We start from the raw sequence: 16465 nt of genomic DNA on the forward strand, positions 1-16465 counted from the left end.
CCTCACTATGGTCCTGACAAGCGTTTTCCGGCTCTTTGCGTTGTTTGCCGGTTGCTTTTTAGGGGAGTCAGGTCAGCGGACAGTGGCGTCTTTAGCTGCTGTTGCTTTCGAGCCTGAGCATTTAGTTCGGGTCGACAGCTCAGGTATCTGGATCACTAAAAACCGTTATAGCGAAGGTCGCTCGTTGTTCCGTCAGAACAGCGTATTGCAGTTGCTTGCATGTAGCACCAAAGAATATTGCCGGGGCCATTAGTCAGGGGTCTGGCGGGGTAGAGGGCCGACCGAGGCCCCTTGTAGTGATCCGAGGCAACCTGGTTTTGCCTCAAAGATGGCCTATTCAGCGAGGATGCACTTAATGAGCTATCGTACCGTGCCCGCTTTCAAGCGAATTATCCATGGTCTGTTCTGGACGGGCCTCAGCGTGAATGCGGCTCAGGCCGCGCCGGCCAATTGTTCGCAACTGGATAATATGCCGACAACGTTTGAGGTCGGTCAGGGGCTTCAGAATGAACTGCGCGTCCCCGTCCCGGTGACACAGCTGGCAGTCGGCGATCCGAAAATCGCCGACGTGCAACCCAGCGGCAACAACCCCAATGCCTTCTTGCTCACCGGTATGGCGCCGGGGACCACCAGCCTGATGGTCTGGACTGCCTGTTCGACAACGCCGCGCCAAAGCATGGTGTTCGTCAAGGGCAAGGCCACCGCGGCGCTCACCAGCGTCACGACAGTGCCTTCCGAAGATCCGCTGTTGCCGATCCAGGTGCAAACCGACATCCGCTTCGTTGAAGTCAGCCGGACCAAACTCAAGGAAGCCAATGCCTCGATTTTTGGCCGCCAAGGCAACTTCCTGTTCGGCTCACCGAGAACCTTGCCCACCGTCGGCGGCATTGTCACGCCGTCGGTGCCGGTGAACAACGGCATGTTCAACTTCGCTTTTGCGTCCAGCGATACTCTAGTGTCGATCAACGCACTGGAAGGTAGCGGTTTCGCCTACACCCTGGCACGGCCAAGCCTGGTAGCGCTCAGCGGGCAGAGTGCGAGCTTCCTGGCCGGTGGTGAAGTGCCGATTCCAGTGCCCAGTTCCGGCAGCGATAACGTGTCTATCGAGTACAAGGAATTCGGTATTCGCCTGACCCTGACGCCGACCATCATCGGGAAAAACCGTATCGCGCTGAAGGTGGCGCCGGAAGTCAGTGAACTGGACTTCACCAACGCTGTAAGCATCGCCGGCACCATCGTTCCGGCGCTGACCATTCGACGTACCGACACCAGCATCTCCCTGGCCGACGGCGAAAGCTTCGTCATCAGCGGCTTGATCAGCACCCGCAATAGTTCCCAGGTGAACAAGTTTCCGGGGCTGGGCGATATCCCGATTCTGGGCGCGTTCTTCCGCGACAACAGCATCAACCGTGAAGAGCGTGAACTGCTGATGATCGTTACCCCGCATCTGGTCCAGCCACTGGCTGCCAATGCACAACTACCGTCATTGCCTGGCGAGCAACTGCGCAATTATGACCCGAACTTCTACCGCATGTTCTTCCTCGAAAATGGCGATTTCGACAGTCGCTCCGGGCTCTCGCAATGAGCCTGAATCAGACTTGCCTCGCCCTCACTCCTAACGGTGATCTTGAACGCCTGCCAAGCCAGCTTTATTGCCATTGGCCAGGCGTTCAACGTGTTGTAGCCAGAGGACACTCGATGAAAGCAGTCATTGCAATAGCGGCGACATTAATGCTCGCAGGTTGTGCCAGCAATGGCCTGCCTTCGCGACCGCCTGAATGTGCCAAGCCCGGTTCGGATCAAGAGTTGGCCCTGAGCCTGGCCGACAACATGGTCAGCGAAGGCCGTTTGTATGCCAGCCTGGCGAATCTTGAAGGTTTGCCCGACAACCTGGTCCAGGTTCGCCTGCGCAAGGCTCGGGTGCTGCGCTTGATGGGGCGTAACGAGGCGGGGCCGTTGTATCAAAGCTTGCTCGGCACCTGTCTGGCCGCCGACGGGGAACATGGCTTGGGCCAGTTGGCCGCGGCCAAAAATGATTACGCCAACGCTACCACTCACCTTGAGCGTGCGGTGAAGATGGCCCCCACCGACGACAGGATGCGCAATGACCTGGGGGTGGTCTACCTCAATCAGCGACGGATCCCTGAAGCACGCTTTGAGTTCATGACCGCCATGGAGCTCAAACAGTCCAATTCACTGGCGGCACTCAATATGGTGACGCTGCTGATCTATCAGGATAACTGGAAGGCAGCTTCCGAACTCGTGACCCGCGCCAGCTTAAACCCTCAGCAAGTCGCAGAGGCTCAAACCCGCGCGGAAAAACTCAAGGCTTCTGCTAAAAAAGCAGTGGCATCCGAGGGGAATCGCAGAACTGAGGTAGCCGCTGCCTCAACCAGTGCGACCAAGTAAAACGTACGAGGAGTCGAGATGAATACCAAGAGGCTGTTGATCGTGTGCATGGCTTGCCTGTCCACCAGTGCCTGGGCTATTGAACCGGGTCCCTCTTCGAAGGAGCAAAAAGGTACCGAGCAGTGGATGCAGCTACAGATTCGCGGCATCGTTGCGTCACCCAAACTGCAGACCGCTTCGGCCACCGAACGTGACTTGGCCATGCAGCGCTGGCTGAACAGCTTCAACTACCCGATTCCAGAGTTTTTTGACCAGGATGTAGGCGGCGACGCCGCCAGCAGCAGCAACTGAAATACGTCAATGGGTGATCAGCCTCTGGCATCGTCCAGAGTAAGCCTGGCTGCAAGCCGGGCTTAACGACGTATGCAGAAAAGTATTGATATCCACATTTTCCAATCCTGCCCGGATTCTCCCGTAGGAGCTGCCGAAGGCTGCGATCTTTTGTTCTTCAGCAATCCCTCGGCCATCAAAATCAAAAGATTGCAGGCTTCGCCAGCTCCTGCCCGCTCGGTGTTCCAGGAGGAGGTGTCTGGTAACCCATTACTTGCGCCTTGATCAGTCTGTCACCGAGCGTATCGCAACAATCAGCGCCAGGTTGTGATCAACCGATGCACGCAAATCTCTGTACGAACTGTCGCAGGCTGCGATCTTTTGATTCAGAGGCCTGGACAACTAATTGCCTGGCATAAAAATCAAAAAATCGCAGCCTGTGGCAGCTCTACAGAGAAGGTGTAGATCTATGGCGTGCAGATCAGGTTCGGGTGGCGAGGCCATCTGACTCGGCAGCCTCCACCCGTTCCTCTCACATATTTCCGAAGGCTCTGAACACGCCAATCATGGCCGGGCCGATGGCAACCAGGAAGAAGCTCGGCCACAGGCAGAAAATCAGCGGGAATATCAGTTTGGTACCGATTTTCGCCCCCATCTCTTCGGCCGCCTGGGTACGCCGGTCACGGAACTCATCGGCATAGATGCGCAAAGTGTCGGCCACACTGGTACCAAAGCGGATGCTCTGCGCCAACAGGCTGACCAATCCTTGTACGTCCTCCAGGCCGGTGCGCACAGCCAGTTGCTTGAGCGCCTCGGTGCTGGAAATGCCCGCGCGGATTTGCGCATTGACCAGGGCCAGTTCTTCAGCCAGTTCAACCTGACTGACCGACATCTCTTCAGCCACCCGCTCGATGGTCGTGGGCAGGGCCAGGCCCGACTCCACGCAAACCACCATCAGATCCAGCGCATCTGGAAACGCGGCACGCAGCCGGCCTTGCCGAGCCTGCTTGCGCTTGCCGACATACAGTGCCGGCAGCAACCAGCCGATACCGGCCGCCATGAGCACCAACACCACGCCAATGTTCAGCGAAACCCTGGGGATCATGGGTAATAGCAGCAATGTAACGCCGACCATCAACAGCGGTAACATCATGCGCACCGCCCAATACATCTGCACCGCCGAAGAGGAACGGTAGCCCGCGTGCATCAACAGGGTCTGGGTGACAGAGGTTTTAGCCGATTCGGTCGAGGCAAAACGCTGGCCGACCCGCTCCAGCAATAGCTGCAGATTACCCGGAGCTTCCTGCCCGGCCGTGTTGCCTGAATGACCACGTTTGATCAGCGCCAGGCGACGCTGCACCGGGTCCTGAAGACCCAGCATCAGCAACATCACGGCGCTAGCCGCAAGCACCGCACTAATACCGACCACGCTGATAAACAATAGGCGCGCCAGCGCTTCATTCCCCGTAACCCGACTGAACAATCCGAGTAAAAAGTCCATGACCTATACCTCCCGGTAGCGAATACCGCTTAAACCTGAATCCGGATGATTTTTTTTATCCAGAAAATCCCGATCAACATGGCGCAGAAAGCCCCGATGATCAGCTTGTGGCCAATGGGATCATTGAGCAGCACAGGCATGTATTTTGGGCTTGTGAGCACGATCGCAATGGCCAGCACGAAGGGGATCGCCACCAGCACCCAGGCCGACATGCGCCCTTCCGCCGACAGGGTTTTGATCTTGCGCTGAAAGCGGAAGCGCCCTCGGATCAGTCGGCTCAAACGTTCCAGCACTTCGGTCAAATTGCCGCCGGTCTCACGATGGATGAGGATCGAAGTCACCAGCATCATCACCGTCATGCTCGGCATCCTTTCCAGTAGGCCAAGCATGGCCCGGCGTACATCGTTGCCATAGTTGATATCGGCGAAGGTCAGGCCGAATTCATGGGCGACCGGCCCCTTGTGCTCTTCAGCGACCAGGCGCAGGGTTTCGTTGAACGGGTGCCCGGCACGCAGGGCCCGGCACATGGCGTCCAGCGCATCCGGCAGGCCTTCCTCAAACTGAGCGAAACGTTTGCCGCGGTCACGAGAGATTTTCAGCAGGGGTATCCAGAACGCCCCGAAGGCCGCCAGGAGCGCCATCCACCAGACCGACGAGAGCATCAGGATCGAAATGCCCGCGCAGGCGCCCAGGAACAGCCCGAGCAATATCACCCGATAAGCACGATATTCATGTCCCGCCTGCTCGATCATCTGTGTCAGGTTCGCCATAAAAGGCAACTGCTCGAGCATGGCCTCCAGTGGCGACAAACGCGTCAGGTATTTCTGCCGCAACACCGTCTGCATGTTGGGCAGATTGTTGGCTTTTTCCAGCACGTGCAAACGGCCGCGGATGCGTTTGCGCATCTTGCCGGCCTCGCCGAACACCGGCACCACCACGCCCTGGGACAGCAGGAACACGGCAATAAACACCATGCCAAGGAACATCAGAATGAATTCACTGGGAATATTGTTCATGACTGCCGTCCCTCCATCCATTCAGGCCTGAACATCGTCAGCGGCAATTCGATGCCGCGTTTGGCCAGCACATCGCGGAAGGCCGGGATCATGCCGCTGGGGCGATAGTCGCCGAGCACTTCGCCGTTTTCACCCATGCCTTGACGCGCAAAGGAGAAGATTTCGGTCATGGTGACGACCTCGCCTTCCATGCCGTTGATCTCCTGCACGCTGACCAACCGGCGCTTGCCGTCCTCCTGACGCTCCAGCTGGATCACCACATCAATGGCCGAAGCGATCTGCTGCCGCATGGCCTTGATCGGGAAGGTCGCTCCGGTCATCGACACCATGTTCTCGATTCGCCCCAACGCATCGCGCGCGGTGTTGGCGTGGATGGTGGTCAAGGAACCGTCGTGGCCGGTGTTCATGGCTGTCAGCATGTCCAGCGCTTCTGCGCCGCGCACTTCGCCGATGACAATGCGGTCCGGGCGCATCCGCAGACTGTTGCGTACCAACTCCCTCTGACTCACCTCGCCACGCCCTTCGATGTTGGAAGGTCGGGTTTCCAGGCGTACCACGTGGGGCTGCTGCAGTTGCAGTTCGGCCGAGTCTTCGATGGTGACGATCCGCTCGTTCTGCGGAATGAAACTGGACAGCACATTGAGCATGGTGGTCTTGCCGCTGCCGGTACCGCCGGAAATCAGCACGTTCAAGCGCCCACGGACAATCGCCTTGAGCAGCAGGGCAATGGCCGGGGTCAACGTCCCCACCGAGATCAGGCTGTCGGTATTGAGCAGGTCCACCGCAAAGCGGCGAATCGACATGCTCGGGCCGTCGATGGCCAGCGGCGGGATAATCGCGTTAACCCGCGAACCGTCCTTGAGTCGGGCGTCCACCAATGGCGAGGACTCATCGATACGCCGACCGAGGCTGGACACGATGCGGTCTATGATGTTCAGCAAATGCTGATCATCGCGAAAACGCACATCGGTCCTTTGCAGTTTGCCAAAACGCTCGACATAGACCGAGGCAAAGCCGTTGACCAGAATGTCGGACACGCTGTGATCGGCCAGCAACGGCTCCAGGGGACCCAGGCCGAGGACCTCGTCGGTGATCTGCTTGATGATCAACTGGCGGCTGGTGGTACTCACCGGCGCCGAATGCTCTTCGAGCAGGCGCTGGCAAATATCTCGAATCTGCCGCGTGGCTTCGGCTTGTTCAAGGGAGTCCAGCAAGGACAGGTCCATGACCTTGAGCAACTGCTGGTAGATCTTTTCCCGCCACTCGGCCTCCACCGGGGTGACCTGGCTTCTGGTTTCGTAAAGAACGTCGGGTGCTGCACGCTCCCACGCCATTATTTCCTCTGCCGGATCCAGTTCGTCGCCGGTCTGAGCGGCGGGTTTAGCGGACTGTTTGCGCAAGCGGTTACGAAAGTCGCTGATCATGGGTCATCCCCCGAAAAAACGGTTGAAGGCGCGTTTGAGTAAGCCTTTGTTCCCGGCCACCTGTTGACCGACCAGGTCCTCGGTCATGTCGCGCAGTGCAGCAGTGATCGCTGCCCTCGGCGCATGCAGCCCCAACGGCACGCCAGTGTTCTGACTCTGGCTGACCAGGTTGAAGTCGTTGGGTATTTTCGACAGATTGGTGCAGCGCAGCGCCTCGCCGATATCTTTGAGGCTGATCGCTCCCGACTTGTCAAAGCGGTTGACCACTATTTGCAATTGATCCCCGCGCACGCCCAGGTCATCGCGAAGGATCCGCACCAGGGAGCTGGCATCGCGCAGATGGCTGACGCTCTGCTGCACCACCACGTACACCCGGTCCACCTGTTCCAGCACAGAGCCAGTGAGGTGGTCGATTTGCCGCGGCAGGTCAATCACCACCCAGTCGTAGCTGGCGCGGGCCAGCTTCAACAGAGCGTCAAGTTGCTCGGGCTGGGCGTCCTGCGGCAGACACAGCTCACCGGCCCGACCACCCAGCACATGCAAGGTGGGGCTGAAGTGACTGCAAAAACCGCGTAGCGCGACGCTGTCCATGCCGTCGATCTGGTGCAACACCTCCAGATGGCTGTGCGACTGCGCCACATCCAGGTAATGCGTGACGCTGCCAAATTGCAGGTCCATGTCCAGCAACAGGGTGCTGCCGCCCCTGGCACTGAGCTGCTGAGCCAGGTTGCAAGCCACCAGGGTTCCGCCGGAGCCGCCCTTGGCGCTCATCACGGCGATCAATTTCCCTTCCGCCCCACTGCCGGTCCGAACCTCCATGACCAGCCGATTCAAGGCGGCAACCAATTCCGTCTCGGCGATGGGCTCGGGCAGCACGTCACGGGCGCCGGCCTGCATCGCCATACGCATACCTTCCTGTTCGGTCAGCAGACCGCAGACCAACATCGGCGGGCGCTCATGGGCCGGGTGCAGCAACAGCGCCGCCAGTTCCTCACGCCACAGGTGACTGACGCGCAACAGCAACAGATCGGGCATCCGGTCCAGGCCGTAGAGCGGGTCGACATGCCCATTGCTCACCAGGCGAGTGCTCACCTCAAGGCTCGGCATGCGTTGGCAGACGCTCTGCAAATCGCGCAAAGAGGTGGCATCACGGCTGCTGATCAGCAACCGGAGCCCGCCTTTGCCGGTCGAGGTGGCGACTGGAGTTTCTTTAGTATTCAGCATGGCGTGATCTCCCCGGAATCGGAATGACGTCCTAGGCTTTCACGTGGCAACGTTGCCCTGAATGTGGGCAACGTAATGGGCACGCCGAACCCGGGAATAAACAGGTTGAAAACGAAGTTTTGCAGGCTCAACTGGACATAGCGGATGGCACGGAATCCATTGACCCCACTCGTGTCGGAGGGGTTGGCCACCACAGCACCGTTTACATCCAGATAGGTCAATATCAGGTTGCTGGTGGTCAGGTCAGTGATCAGCTGGCTTGTACCAGCGTCGCTCGCGGCATTGAAGATCGCTCGCCGCAGGACCACCGGATCACTGATATTGCATACCGCTGCCAGGCGCGCACCACGTCGCGCGGCTTCATCCAGCGCATTGACCGTAAAGTACACCCGGCCCATTTCCACCACGCCGAACAGCAGGATGAACATCAACAAGCCAACGAAGGCGAACTCCACGACATAAAGGCCCTGCATATTTTTTTTGTTCATTACAGTGCCCTCATGACGGTCGTGGCGACCAGTGGAATGCTCAGCGCAATCTGACTACCAAAAAACCCCGGAATCGATCCGCCACAATTGCCACTGCCAATCACCGGGCAGAAGTTATAGGTAATGGTGACCCGCACATGGTCGATGCCCACTGCGGCGACTGTTACGTTCGCGGTCGTCAACCCTGACACCACCGCGGTGCCGGTGTTGGCAGGCACGCCATAGACCGCGACGTTTTTCGTCTGGGTCAGCAGCGCATTACTCAAAGAGACTGTGCCAAGCGTCGAGTTCCAGGCCTGACCAGCGACAAAACGGTCGGCATCGCGGCTCGCTTGCAGCAGGACGTTGTACTGGTAAAGCATGCGGCCAAACTCGCCGAGGCTCAGCAACAACAGGAGCAACACTGGCAGCACCAGGGTGAACTCCACCAGCGCCACGCCTTGCTGGGCCTGTGCTCGTTTAAATGCATGAAGTCTCATGACGCCTCCTACGAGTCAGTGCTCGGAATGCCGATGCCGAGATAGGTTTTGTAGAGCTGGATGATCTGCGGGCCCGAATCGTTTGACGGCGAAGGGCTAGGCACGTTGTCGCCTTCGCACTCCCTCACAAACTGGCCGAAGATCTGCGCTTGCGTGCCGCCGCTACTCATTGGCTGCACTATGAAATAGCAACCAAAACCCAGGACGGGGATCGTGGTTGAACCGCCCTGTTTACCGGTGCAGTTGCCAACGACGACTTTCAGCATCCGACGCTCGAATACTCCATTGCTCTGGCAGCCACTGCCGGCTCCCGCCACACATGCGGCCACGCTCGCCTTCCAGTCGTTGTAATCCTTTATCGCGTTGCCGCCCGCGGTGAGATTGCCATTGCTCGAGGTAACGGGTTGCCCCTGGTACAGCACCTGCGCGGGGGTGACCGAGTCGTTGTAGGTGATTGCGGGACTGCTCGATGATGTCACCAGGTCTGGCGGATAGTTCGAGGCACTGACCGGGCCGTTGTAGATGCCGAAGCGCGTATTCAAGCCTTGAGACGCAGGGCCCACCATGTTGCCGGGTGAGGTCTGGACATTTTCCCCCACATTGCGGCAGACCGAGCCGCCTCCGGCCAGGTCTTCTCTGACCGAACTGCCGCCCGAACCAAAATCAAGCAACTGAAAGTTGCCTGGCCCTATGGCAGACGAATTGCCGGCAGCCGACTTCAATACTTGCAAATCACCAAATTGAAAGCCCCAGAACATGCCTGCGCCCGGGTTGTATTGACTCGCGTCGCCACAGATCATCAATGGTGCGAGATCACATGGGCTGGTAGGGCTGGGTCCAGCAGTGGCGATCGCCGCCACCGCTTTGCCCCCCAGTCCGCTGGAGCCGATTGTCTGGGCGAAGTTCCAGAAAAATCCCGTCAGGCTGTAGTTCGATACCGATACCCGAACGTATTTGGCATCCGTCGGCCCTGGATAGGAGAACGGGCCATAGACGCTGCTGGACAGCTCTACCGTCGCAAAGGCGCCTGGGTTGCCGGCGACCGCCGTGGCCAATTCGGTGTTGCCTGCAGCGTTGGCGTTTGCCTGCAGCGTAAACAGCGCGGCGGTTCGTGTTGCACTGGCGGTATTGAGCCCTCCCGTCACCTGGCTCAAAGTTTTGGCGCCACTCAGGGCGGCGGCGTCCACCGCATTCTGCAGGCGCGTTTTGTTCAGCAACATGTGCCCACCGTCCAGGGCCAACGCCGCCATCATGCCAATCGCCGCCAACGCGAACACCATCAAGACACTTACCGCTCCTTCCTGGCGCCTTGGCGTCGCAGTGAACGGCTGCTGAATACGAAGATTCATCATCAAGCCCTCATTTGCCGATGCTGATCCGGATCGGCTCCGCCAAGACCTGGGTGTCCAGGCACCTGTTGCGCTCTGTCAGCGAATGTTGACTACCTTGGTTTCGATCCCACGGATAATGGTGATGGCTCCGCCACGCTCGCCGCCGCTGCGCTGCACCACGCGTTTTGGCACCGTGGCGGTGGCCACAGCCATGACCGGTGCGACTGGTGCAACAGGTGCAACGGCCGCGATTTTTTTCTCGGAGTTCAGCGGGTTGCGCAGGGTCAGTTGCAATTTCCCTTCCGTTTGCGCCGTGACCAGGGTTTCAGCCTCTGCTGTCGTCATCTCCAGAGTCACTGCACGCACCACCACCGGTTGGGTCTTGTCGGTACCCGCCGTCTGGTCCACCGCCAACACCCGCAAGTTCTCGAGGATGGTCCTGGACACGGCACTGTTACTGCCGGCACTGGTGGTTTTGGTCGCCAGCACATCAACCCGGTTGCCTGGAAGGAGGAACCCGCCCACACCGACCACATCGTCCACGCGTACTGATATGGCACGTTTGTCGGTCGCAATCAGAGAGGCCAGGGTGCTGCCACCCAAGTGCTCACTCAGACGCGCGCCGCGCACGATGTCGCCCTTCAGGATGTCGAACGTTGCGATCTTGCCCACTGCTTTGTCGCTGGAGTCGAAGGCATCGTCCGGGATCGTGTCCATGGGCATGCGCATGGTCGTGACCTGCTGGGCTTCGACCATCTGCCCGAATGGAATCTCTACCGTGGCGACCACCACGCTTCGAAGGTGATCATCCGGGCTGGCATTGAGCCGTGCGCTCAGCCAGGAGTCAGCCATCCATGCAGCACCAAGGCCCATGACCAGGGAAACGCCTACCAGGGTAAGAGTACGAGAGCTCATGTCAGTATCTCCGCATCAAAGAAAGTCGAGCTGGACGAAGTAGTTGTGCCAGGCCCATTCCAGCTCCTGTGGCGACAGAGCTCCGGAACCGCCCATATAACGCTGACGGTCGAGTGCCATATTCAGGAGATCGCGGGGATGGCAAGGCACCAGGGGCATGCCTTCACTTGCATAAAGCCTTTGCAGTACATAACGCACTAACAGCGGGTCGTAAGGAATGCCCATACGCTCGCTTTCCTGACGCCAGATCTTTTCGTACTCCTCAGGCTTCAGGTAACCGAATTGCAGCTTGTAGCCAATCCGGCGAAGGAAGGCCTCATCGGCCAGCTCCAGGGGATTGAGGTTGGTGGAAAACACCAGAACCAGATCGAATGGCAGCTCGCAATGCCGACCGCCGCCCAGGTTGAGGAAGTCGCGTTTCTCTTCCATTGGAACAATCCAGCGATTCAACAACTCGGCAGGTGCCATGCGCTGGCGCCCCATGTCGTCGATGATGAACAGGCCATTGCTGGCCTTGAGCTGCAAGGCAGCCTGGTACTGACGGGTGAAGGGGTCATAGCGAACGTCCAGTTGCTCCATGCTCAGCTCGCCGCCCGTAATCACGATCGGGCGTTTGCAGCACAGCAGTCGACGGTCGATCCCTTCGTTGAGCATCAGATTGTTCTGTTGACTGTTTTCGTCGAGCCGCTGATGTACTTGCGGGTCGTAGATCTCGATCACCGATTCGTTGATGACGATGGCGTAAGGCACCCAGATGGCCTCGGCGAACAGACGAATCAACCGACTGCTGACATACGTCTTGCCGGTACCCGCGGGACCATAAATCATGATCGCCCGTCCGGAGTTCAGGGCCACGCCCAACTGATCGAGCATGCCTTCGGTGAGTACAACGCCAGCGAGGGCACTGTGCATATCCTTGGCAGTGATGCGACCGTGGTGAATGGTCTGGATTTTGATCAAGGAACGGTAGCTACTCACCGGAAAAGGTGCCGCGCCGATGTAGCCACTGCGCGACAAGGCGTCGCGGGCGGCGCTGCGACCGCGCTCTGTCAGGCCATAACGCAGCATCTGCCCGCTCGTCGTTTGCGGCCCCATCTGGCCCAGCACTTCGACACGACCATCCTTGCGCAAGAACGCCAGGACTTCTTCAAGTACAGCGCCGGTCAGCGCCAGGCGCTCCACCAGCCGCGGCATGTCCAGCACGCCGGCGTCATACAAATGCTTGCACACCAACTCACCGAGAAAACTGTCGGTCAAACCGGTATCGCGAATTGTGCACGGTTGAGGAGCCAGCCGTTGCACAGCGTCCCGATCGCTGGGGTAGGCATCACTATCGACGATGACGTGCATGACTAAGCTCCCAATCCACCAGCAACGAGTTGCCAGTAGACGCTGTTTAAAGTGCCGATCAGAATGGCGATCGAATAAGGAAAAGGTTTACCGGCTACTTCATCCGAAGCAGGCGCCAGATAGGACTGCGCCCTCAGCATCAGCCGATAGCGGCCCAGGGTTTGAAGTAATTGACCGCGGAACAGCACAATCAAGAAACCGCATACGCCGCCGGCAATCAGGCTGAACAAGGCAGCCCACAACGCGTAATGAACCGGTAAAAAACTGCCTACCATGGCCATTAACTTGACGTCACCGGCGGCCATGCCACCCACGGCGTACATCGGCAGAAAGAACCCAAAACAGATCAGCATACCCAGCAGGCTGTCACTCAATCCGCTGACACCACCTGAATAAGTCTGACTGACCAATCCCAGGGCAAGCCCCAACAGCACCAGCATGTTGGGAATACGGTGGCGAAGCAGATCGCTCACCACCGCCACGCCCAATAGTCCTAGCAGTAATACAGTCGACACCAGCAATTCCATGGACATGGCGCGTCTCCCCTACCGGGATTATCGTTAGCAGGCCGCACCTTTGACCGCAGCGCACAACGCTGTGATCCTGGTATTCACCTCGCCGCCCAAAAGAACGAACATGGCAGCAACAGCGACCGTAATCAGCCCACCCGCCACCGCGTATTCCACAATGGTCAGGCCATCTTCATCTTTGGCGAACGTGCTTATCGACGTTCCGATTGTTTGCAGATTCATTTTGTGTACCTCACTTCAGCGATCAAACAGCTCAGAAAGTACATTGGCGGGGACAGTGCGAAATCCATTGGGTTGCTCCATGGATGTCGGCGCGCCCCCCCCTCCGTGAGTTGCCCTGTCAGCAGGCAGCACCTTTGACTGCAGCGCAAAGCGCGGTGATCCTGACGTTCACGGCGGTGCCCAAAAGACCGAACATTGCGGCAACAGCCACCGTAATCAGCCCACCGGCCACCGCGTATTCCACAATGGTCAGGCCGTCTTCGTCTTTGGCGAACTTCACTACTGAAGCCTTGATTGTTTGCATGATCATTTTGCCCACCTCACTCGAATGTTGTTTTTTCCGGAGGCAGTACGTTCTGTGCTGCCTGGATGCAACACTAGTCAGGGGTAAGGCATGGGCGTTAGGAAGATTTTGCACATCACTAGGACTTTTTTGCGGGTGAGCCAAATACGGGTCATGGGCCCTTGAAGAAGTAAATAAGAGGGGGCAAAACGAGGGGAGGCAGGCAAAGGCGATTGCCATTGATTCACAAGCGACAAGCGGTTGATATCGGGTGTTGCCAAGCCACGTCAACAATACAGTCGCCCTAGACCGACCTCAGGCAACACATAGAGCGAATAGAACTAACTTCCGTCTTTCTTATCAGCATTTATTCTGCAAAGTGATAGCACGTTAGCAATACTACTCACCGAGAACGGCACGAAGAACCGCAGAGTAGAGACATGACGTCCAATTTGACCAAAAGGCCATCGCTGCTGTGGTTCGATCAGACCCATGATCGCTCCACCAAGGAACTCATCGCGCAGTTCGAGAGCGCCTGCGACTGCAAATTGGCGAAAAGCCCCGTGTTGCCCCACGGGGAACAGGCAGACATGATCTGCATCCATTTTGATCGCCCCGACACACCAGGCTTGAGGCTGTTGCTGGAGATCAAACGCACCACTCCTACCATCCCGATCACCATGTTCACCGTGCAGCACTCGGAAGAACTGGCTGTCTGGGCCATGCGCTCCAGTGTCTGGGAATACATGGTGCTCCCACTTTCGGCCACCGAGAGGAAACGCTATCTGACAGCCGTGGTGCAGCTGTGCGAGTTGCGCCGAAATGCCAACGGCCAGCGCCAGACATCGTTGATCGATCACTCCCCGACCCTGCCGGACAGCATCCGGTTGACCGCGGGACACCAAAAACACCAGGCGCTGAGCAACATCATGCTGTACATCGATCAGCACTTTCGGGACAGCATCGATCAGAGGGATTTAGCGAAGCGCTGCGGCATGACGACCTTTCGCTTCAGCCGCCTGTTCAAGGAAGCCAATGGCGTTGGCTTCACCGATTACATCCTGGACAAGCGCATGAGCTTCGCCAAGCAACTGCTCGACAATAGCCAGATGCCTATTACCAGCATCGGCTATGAGGCCGGCTTCAAAGATCCGTCATACTTTGCTCGCGCCTTCAAGCAGTTCGTCAACTGCACGCCCAGCGAATACCGTTTGACCTGCCAACTCAGAGCGGTGGCAGCACAACCGGCGCTGGAGGATACAACCACGCAAGCGCTCGAAAGCCTGGTGCAAAGCCTCGGAAATTGAGGCAGGTTTTACACGCACACAATTTCAGCCACGACGCACTCTTTGTAGCAGCAGCCTCGAAGGTTTTTATTCCAATCAATGAAAATGGCAAATAACGCGCATAAAAAAACGCCGCTCAATGAGCGGCGTTTTTTTGAATTTGGAGCGGGAAACGAGACTCGAACTCGCGACCCCGACCTTGGCAAGGTCGTGCTCTACCAACTGAGCTATTCCCGCAAATGGCGTCCCCTAGGGGACTCGAACCCCTGTTACCGCCGTGAAAGGGCGGTGTCCTAGGCCACTAGACGAAGGGGACACGCTGCCCGGAACACATGGTGTGTGTTTCGGTGCCCAGATCCGCATCCGAAGATTTGGTTCTGGTTTCACTCAGCCCTGCCCGAAAGCAAAGCCGTTTAAAACTGGAGCGGGAAACGAGACTCGAACTCGCGACCCCGACCTTGGCAAGGTCGTGCTCTACCAACTGAGCTATTCCCGCATTGGCGTCCCCTAGGGGACTCGAACCCCTGTTACCGCCGTGAAAGGGCGGTGTCCTAGGCCACTAGACGAAGGGGACACACGTACAACATTCACTCCCTACCGCGTTTCGCTGTGTGCTTTACGCTGTAAGTGGCGCGCATTCTATGGATGGATTGAGGGGTCGTCAACCCCCAGATATAAATTTATTTAAATCAATGACTTCGCCCTGCTTTCAGCAGCGATTCGGGCTTTTCCGTCGCCTGACCCTGGGCGCCTATATTCTGGCATCCATCAAGACGCTATAGTCCGCGCCGAGATGATGGCAATGTGCACCTCGCACGTTATTTACTTATATATGCAGCAATACGGCCGATATAAACAGAGCTGTAACCGATTCAACTCGTCGAGCGGCCCTATGCGCCCAAATGCCAAGCCACTACACTCGACTCGCACGCGAACCCCATAAAGAGGTCTTACCGGTGACACCACTCATGATCACCCTGCTAGTCGTAGCCGGGATCGCACTATTGATCGCCATTGGCTACATGAACCATGTGGTGGAAAACAACAAGCTGGAAAAGGCCCGCACCAAGGTTGAACTCAACGACCGCCTGCGTCGCTGCGGCGAAATCACCGAGACCTTCCCCGGTCAATTGATGACGCCGGCGCTCAAGCTGCTGTTGACCCGTCTGGAACTGAACGTCTGCCAGCGCCTGCTGAACCTGGAAAAAACCAATGCCACGTTGAAGGCTCGGATTACCGAACTGAGTGCCCTGGTCGCCCAGGGCGAATCGATCCCGGTCAACAACCCGCCGGCACCGATCCAGACCGAAGCCAAGGCCAAAGACGTGCGCTTCCTGCTCGAAGCCCTGCATGGCCAGATCACCCGCGCGGCACAGGACGGTTTCCTGCCGCCCAACGAAGCCAAGCGCTGGATCCGCGAGGTCCGCCACATCCTGGTCCTGCTGCACATCGAATTCTTCAACAACCTGGGCCAGCATTCTCTGCAACAGAACCAGCCCGGCCAGGCACGCCTTGCCTTTGAACGCGGTGTGCAATACCTGCGCAAACAACAGGAACCGCAGGTTTATGCAGAGCAGCTGGAATACCTGGAGAAACTCCTGGCCCGCGCCAACGCCCAGGTCATGGACAAGATCGCTCCGGTTGAAGGCGAAGTGAACCAACTGACCGAAGGCCTCAAAGACGTCGAGGCTGATGCCGACTGGAAGAAAAAAGCGATCTACGACTGATCAGAACAAA

17 protein-coding genes and 4 tRNA genes are annotated in these 16465 nt (G+C 58.0%); 5 read left to right on the plus strand and 16 right to left on the minus strand.

Annotated elements, in window-relative coordinates:
* Window positions 1-355 precede the first annotated feature (355 nt).
* The 3 genes from AB7M22_RS19240 to AB7M22_RS19250 all read left to right on the plus strand — a co-directional run bounded on the left by AB7M22_RS19240 (window position 356) and on the right by AB7M22_RS19250 (window position 2700).
* On the plus strand, window positions 356-1585 hold the full coding sequence (locus tag AB7M22_RS19240; protein ID WP_008012433.1) for a type II and III secretion system protein family protein: 1230 nt from the start codon (window positions 356-358) through the stop codon (window positions 1583-1585).
* Between the two features lie 113 nt (window positions 1586-1698).
* The gene (locus AB7M22_RS19245; protein WP_454187463.1) at window positions 1699-2409 is read left to right on the plus strand and encodes a tetratricopeptide repeat protein; all 711 of its coding nucleotides are present in this window, start codon (window positions 1699-1701) and stop codon (window positions 2407-2409) included.
* Window positions 2410-2427: 18 nt separating this feature from the next.
* On the plus strand, window positions 2428-2700 hold the full coding sequence (locus tag AB7M22_RS19250; protein WP_454187464.1) for a DUF3613 domain-containing protein: 273 nt from the start codon (window positions 2428-2430) through the stop codon (window positions 2698-2700).
* 511 nt (window positions 2701-3211) lie between these two features.
* On the opposite strand, the gene AB7M22_RS19255 is transcribed toward AB7M22_RS19250, so the two are convergent.
* The 12 genes from AB7M22_RS19255 to AB7M22_RS19310 form a co-directional block, all read right to left on the minus strand.
* The gene (locus AB7M22_RS19255) at window positions 3212-4180 is read right to left on the minus strand and encodes a type II secretion system F family protein (protein ID WP_454187465.1); all 969 of its coding nucleotides are present in this window, start codon (window positions 4178-4180) and stop codon (window positions 3212-3214) included.
* Window positions 4181-4209: 29 nt separating this feature from the next.
* A complete protein-coding gene (locus tag AB7M22_RS19260; protein ID WP_454187466.1) occupies window positions 4210-5196 on the minus strand; it encodes a type II secretion system F family protein in 987 nt (328 codons plus the stop codon).
* A complete protein-coding gene (locus tag AB7M22_RS19265; RefSeq protein WP_454187467.1) occupies window positions 5193-6620 on the minus strand; it encodes a CpaF family protein in 1428 nt (475 codons plus the stop codon). The genes AB7M22_RS19260 and AB7M22_RS19265 overlap by 4 nt, the downstream gene beginning before the upstream one ends.
* A gap of 3 nt (window positions 6621-6623) precedes the next feature.
* Complete coding sequence (locus AB7M22_RS19270; protein ID WP_454187468.1) at window positions 6624-7844, minus strand: AAA family ATPase; 1221 nt, start codon at window positions 7842-7844, stop codon at window positions 6624-6626.
* Window positions 7838-8332 (minus strand): TadE family protein, encoded by a 495-nt coding sequence (locus AB7M22_RS19275; protein ID WP_454187469.1) that lies wholly within the window; start codon window positions 8330-8332, stop codon window positions 7838-7840. The genes AB7M22_RS19270 and AB7M22_RS19275 overlap by 7 nt, the downstream gene beginning before the upstream one ends.
* Window positions 8332-8811 carry a TadE/TadG family type IV pilus assembly protein gene (locus tag AB7M22_RS19280; protein ID WP_454187470.1) on the minus strand — a complete coding sequence of 160 codons (480 nt, stop codon included), beginning with the start codon at window positions 8809-8811 and terminating at the stop codon, window positions 8332-8334. Before AB7M22_RS19280 ends, AB7M22_RS19275 begins: the two co-directional genes overlap by 1 nt.
* Window positions 8812-8819: 8 nt before the next feature.
* The gene (locus AB7M22_RS19285) at window positions 8820-10163 is read right to left on the minus strand and encodes a TadE/TadG family type IV pilus assembly protein (RefSeq protein WP_454187471.1); all 1344 of its coding nucleotides are present in this window, start codon (window positions 10161-10163) and stop codon (window positions 8820-8822) included.
* Between the two features lie 75 nt (window positions 10164-10238).
* Complete coding sequence (cpaB, locus tag AB7M22_RS19290) at window positions 10239-11057, minus strand: Flp pilus assembly protein CpaB (RefSeq protein WP_454187472.1); 819 nt, start codon at window positions 11055-11057, stop codon at window positions 10239-10241.
* A 15-nt stretch (window positions 11058-11072) separates the two neighbouring features.
* On the minus strand, window positions 11073-12407 hold the full coding sequence (locus AB7M22_RS19295; RefSeq protein ID WP_454187473.1) for an AAA family ATPase: 1335 nt from the start codon (window positions 12405-12407) through the stop codon (window positions 11073-11075).
* Window positions 12408-12409: 2 nt separating this feature from the next.
* On the minus strand, window positions 12410-12940 hold the full coding sequence (locus tag AB7M22_RS19300; RefSeq protein ID WP_454187474.1) for an A24 family peptidase: 531 nt from the start codon (window positions 12938-12940) through the stop codon (window positions 12410-12412).
* A 27-nt stretch (window positions 12941-12967) separates the two neighbouring features.
* Window positions 12968-13159, minus strand: a complete 192-nt coding sequence (locus tag AB7M22_RS19305) for a Flp family type IVb pilin (protein ID WP_454187475.1) — start codon at window positions 13157-13159, stop codon at window positions 12968-12970.
* A gap of 118 nt (window positions 13160-13277) precedes the next feature.
* Window positions 13278-13469: a Flp family type IVb pilin gene (locus tag AB7M22_RS19310; protein ID WP_454187476.1), complete on the minus strand. Its 192-nt coding sequence runs from the start codon at window positions 13467-13469 to the stop codon at window positions 13278-13280.
* A 413-nt stretch (window positions 13470-13882) separates the two neighbouring features.
* On the opposite strand from AB7M22_RS19310, the gene AB7M22_RS19315 reads away from it, so the two are divergent.
* On the plus strand, window positions 13883-14749 hold the full coding sequence (locus tag AB7M22_RS19315; RefSeq protein ID WP_454187477.1) for a helix-turn-helix domain-containing protein: 867 nt from the start codon (window positions 13883-13885) through the stop codon (window positions 14747-14749).
* Between the two features lie 140 nt (window positions 14750-14889).
* On the opposite strand, the gene AB7M22_RS19320 is transcribed toward AB7M22_RS19315, so the two are convergent.
* The 4 genes from AB7M22_RS19320 to AB7M22_RS19335 all read right to left on the minus strand — a co-directional run bounded on the left by AB7M22_RS19320 (window position 14890) and on the right by AB7M22_RS19335 (window position 15302).
* Window positions 14890-14965, minus strand: a tRNA-Gly gene (locus tag AB7M22_RS19320).
* Window positions 14966-14968: 3 nt separating this feature from the next.
* Window positions 14969-15044: transfer RNA gene (locus AB7M22_RS19325), tRNA-Glu, on the minus strand.
* Window positions 15045-15148: 104 nt separating this feature from the next.
* Window positions 15149-15224 (minus strand) — tRNA-Gly (locus AB7M22_RS19330).
* Between the two features lie 2 nt (window positions 15225-15226).
* Window positions 15227-15302, minus strand: a tRNA-Glu gene (locus AB7M22_RS19335).
* A 394-nt stretch (window positions 15303-15696) separates the two neighbouring features.
* Here AB7M22_RS19335 and AB7M22_RS19340 point away from each other — a divergent pair.
* Window positions 15697-16455 carry a hypothetical protein gene (locus tag AB7M22_RS19340; protein ID WP_454187478.1) on the plus strand — a complete coding sequence of 253 codons (759 nt, stop codon included), beginning with the start codon at window positions 15697-15699 and terminating at the stop codon, window positions 16453-16455.
* Window positions 16456-16465 lie beyond the last annotated feature (10 nt).

This window comes from Pseudomonas sp. ADAK2 TE3594 (assembly GCF_053628675.1).

Coding starts and splice junctions, on each gene's coding strand:
- cpaB (WP_454187472.1), bottom strand. CDS start 11,057: ATGAGCTCTCGTACTCTTACCCTGGTAGGCGTTTCCCTGGTCATGGGC.
- AB7M22_RS19260 (WP_454187466.1), bottom strand. CDS start 5,196: ATGAACAATATTCCCAGTGAATTCATTCTGATGTTCCTTGGCATGGTG.
- AB7M22_RS19265 (WP_454187467.1), bottom strand. CDS start 6,620: ATGATCAGCGACTTTCGTAACCGCTTGCGCAAACAGTCCGCTAAACCC.
- AB7M22_RS19315 (WP_454187477.1), top strand. CDS start 13,883: ATGACGTCCAATTTGACCAAAAGGCCATCGCTGCTGTGGTTCGATCAG.
- AB7M22_RS19245 (WP_454187463.1), top strand. CDS start 1,699: ATGAAAGCAGTCATTGCAATAGCGGCGACATTAATGCTCGCAGGTTGT.
- AB7M22_RS19305 (WP_454187475.1), bottom strand. CDS start 13,159: ATGAATCTGCAAACAATCGGAACGTCGATAAGCACGTTCGCCAAAGAT.
- AB7M22_RS19275 (WP_454187469.1), bottom strand. CDS start 8,332: ATGAACAAAAAAAATATGCAGGGCCTTTATGTCGTGGAGTTCGCCTTC.
- AB7M22_RS19300 (WP_454187474.1), bottom strand. CDS start 12,940: ATGTCCATGGAATTGCTGGTGTCGACTGTATTACTGCTAGGACTATTG.
- AB7M22_RS19310 (WP_454187476.1), bottom strand. CDS start 13,469: ATGATCATGCAAACAATCAAGGCTTCAGTAGTGAAGTTCGCCAAAGAC.
- AB7M22_RS19270 (WP_454187468.1), bottom strand. CDS start 7,844: ATGCTGAATACTAAAGAAACTCCAGTCGCCACCTCGACCGGCAAAGGC.
- AB7M22_RS19285 (WP_454187471.1), bottom strand. CDS start 10,163: ATGATGAATCTTCGTATTCAGCAGCCGTTCACTGCGACGCCAAGGCGC.
- AB7M22_RS19240 (WP_008012433.1), top strand. CDS start 356: ATGAGCTATCGTACCGTGCCCGCTTTCAAGCGAATTATCCATGGTCTG.
- AB7M22_RS19250 (WP_454187464.1), top strand. CDS start 2,428: ATGAATACCAAGAGGCTGTTGATCGTGTGCATGGCTTGCCTGTCCACC.
- AB7M22_RS19340 (WP_454187478.1), top strand. CDS start 15,697: ATGATCACCCTGCTAGTCGTAGCCGGGATCGCACTATTGATCGCCATT.
- AB7M22_RS19255 (WP_454187465.1), bottom strand. CDS start 4,180: ATGGACTTTTTACTCGGATTGTTCAGTCGGGTTACGGGGAATGAAGCG.
- AB7M22_RS19280 (WP_454187470.1), bottom strand. CDS start 8,811: ATGAGACTTCATGCATTTAAACGAGCACAGGCCCAGCAAGGCGTGGCG.
- AB7M22_RS19295 (WP_454187473.1), bottom strand. CDS start 12,407: ATGCACGTCATCGTCGATAGTGATGCCTACCCCAGCGATCGGGACGCT.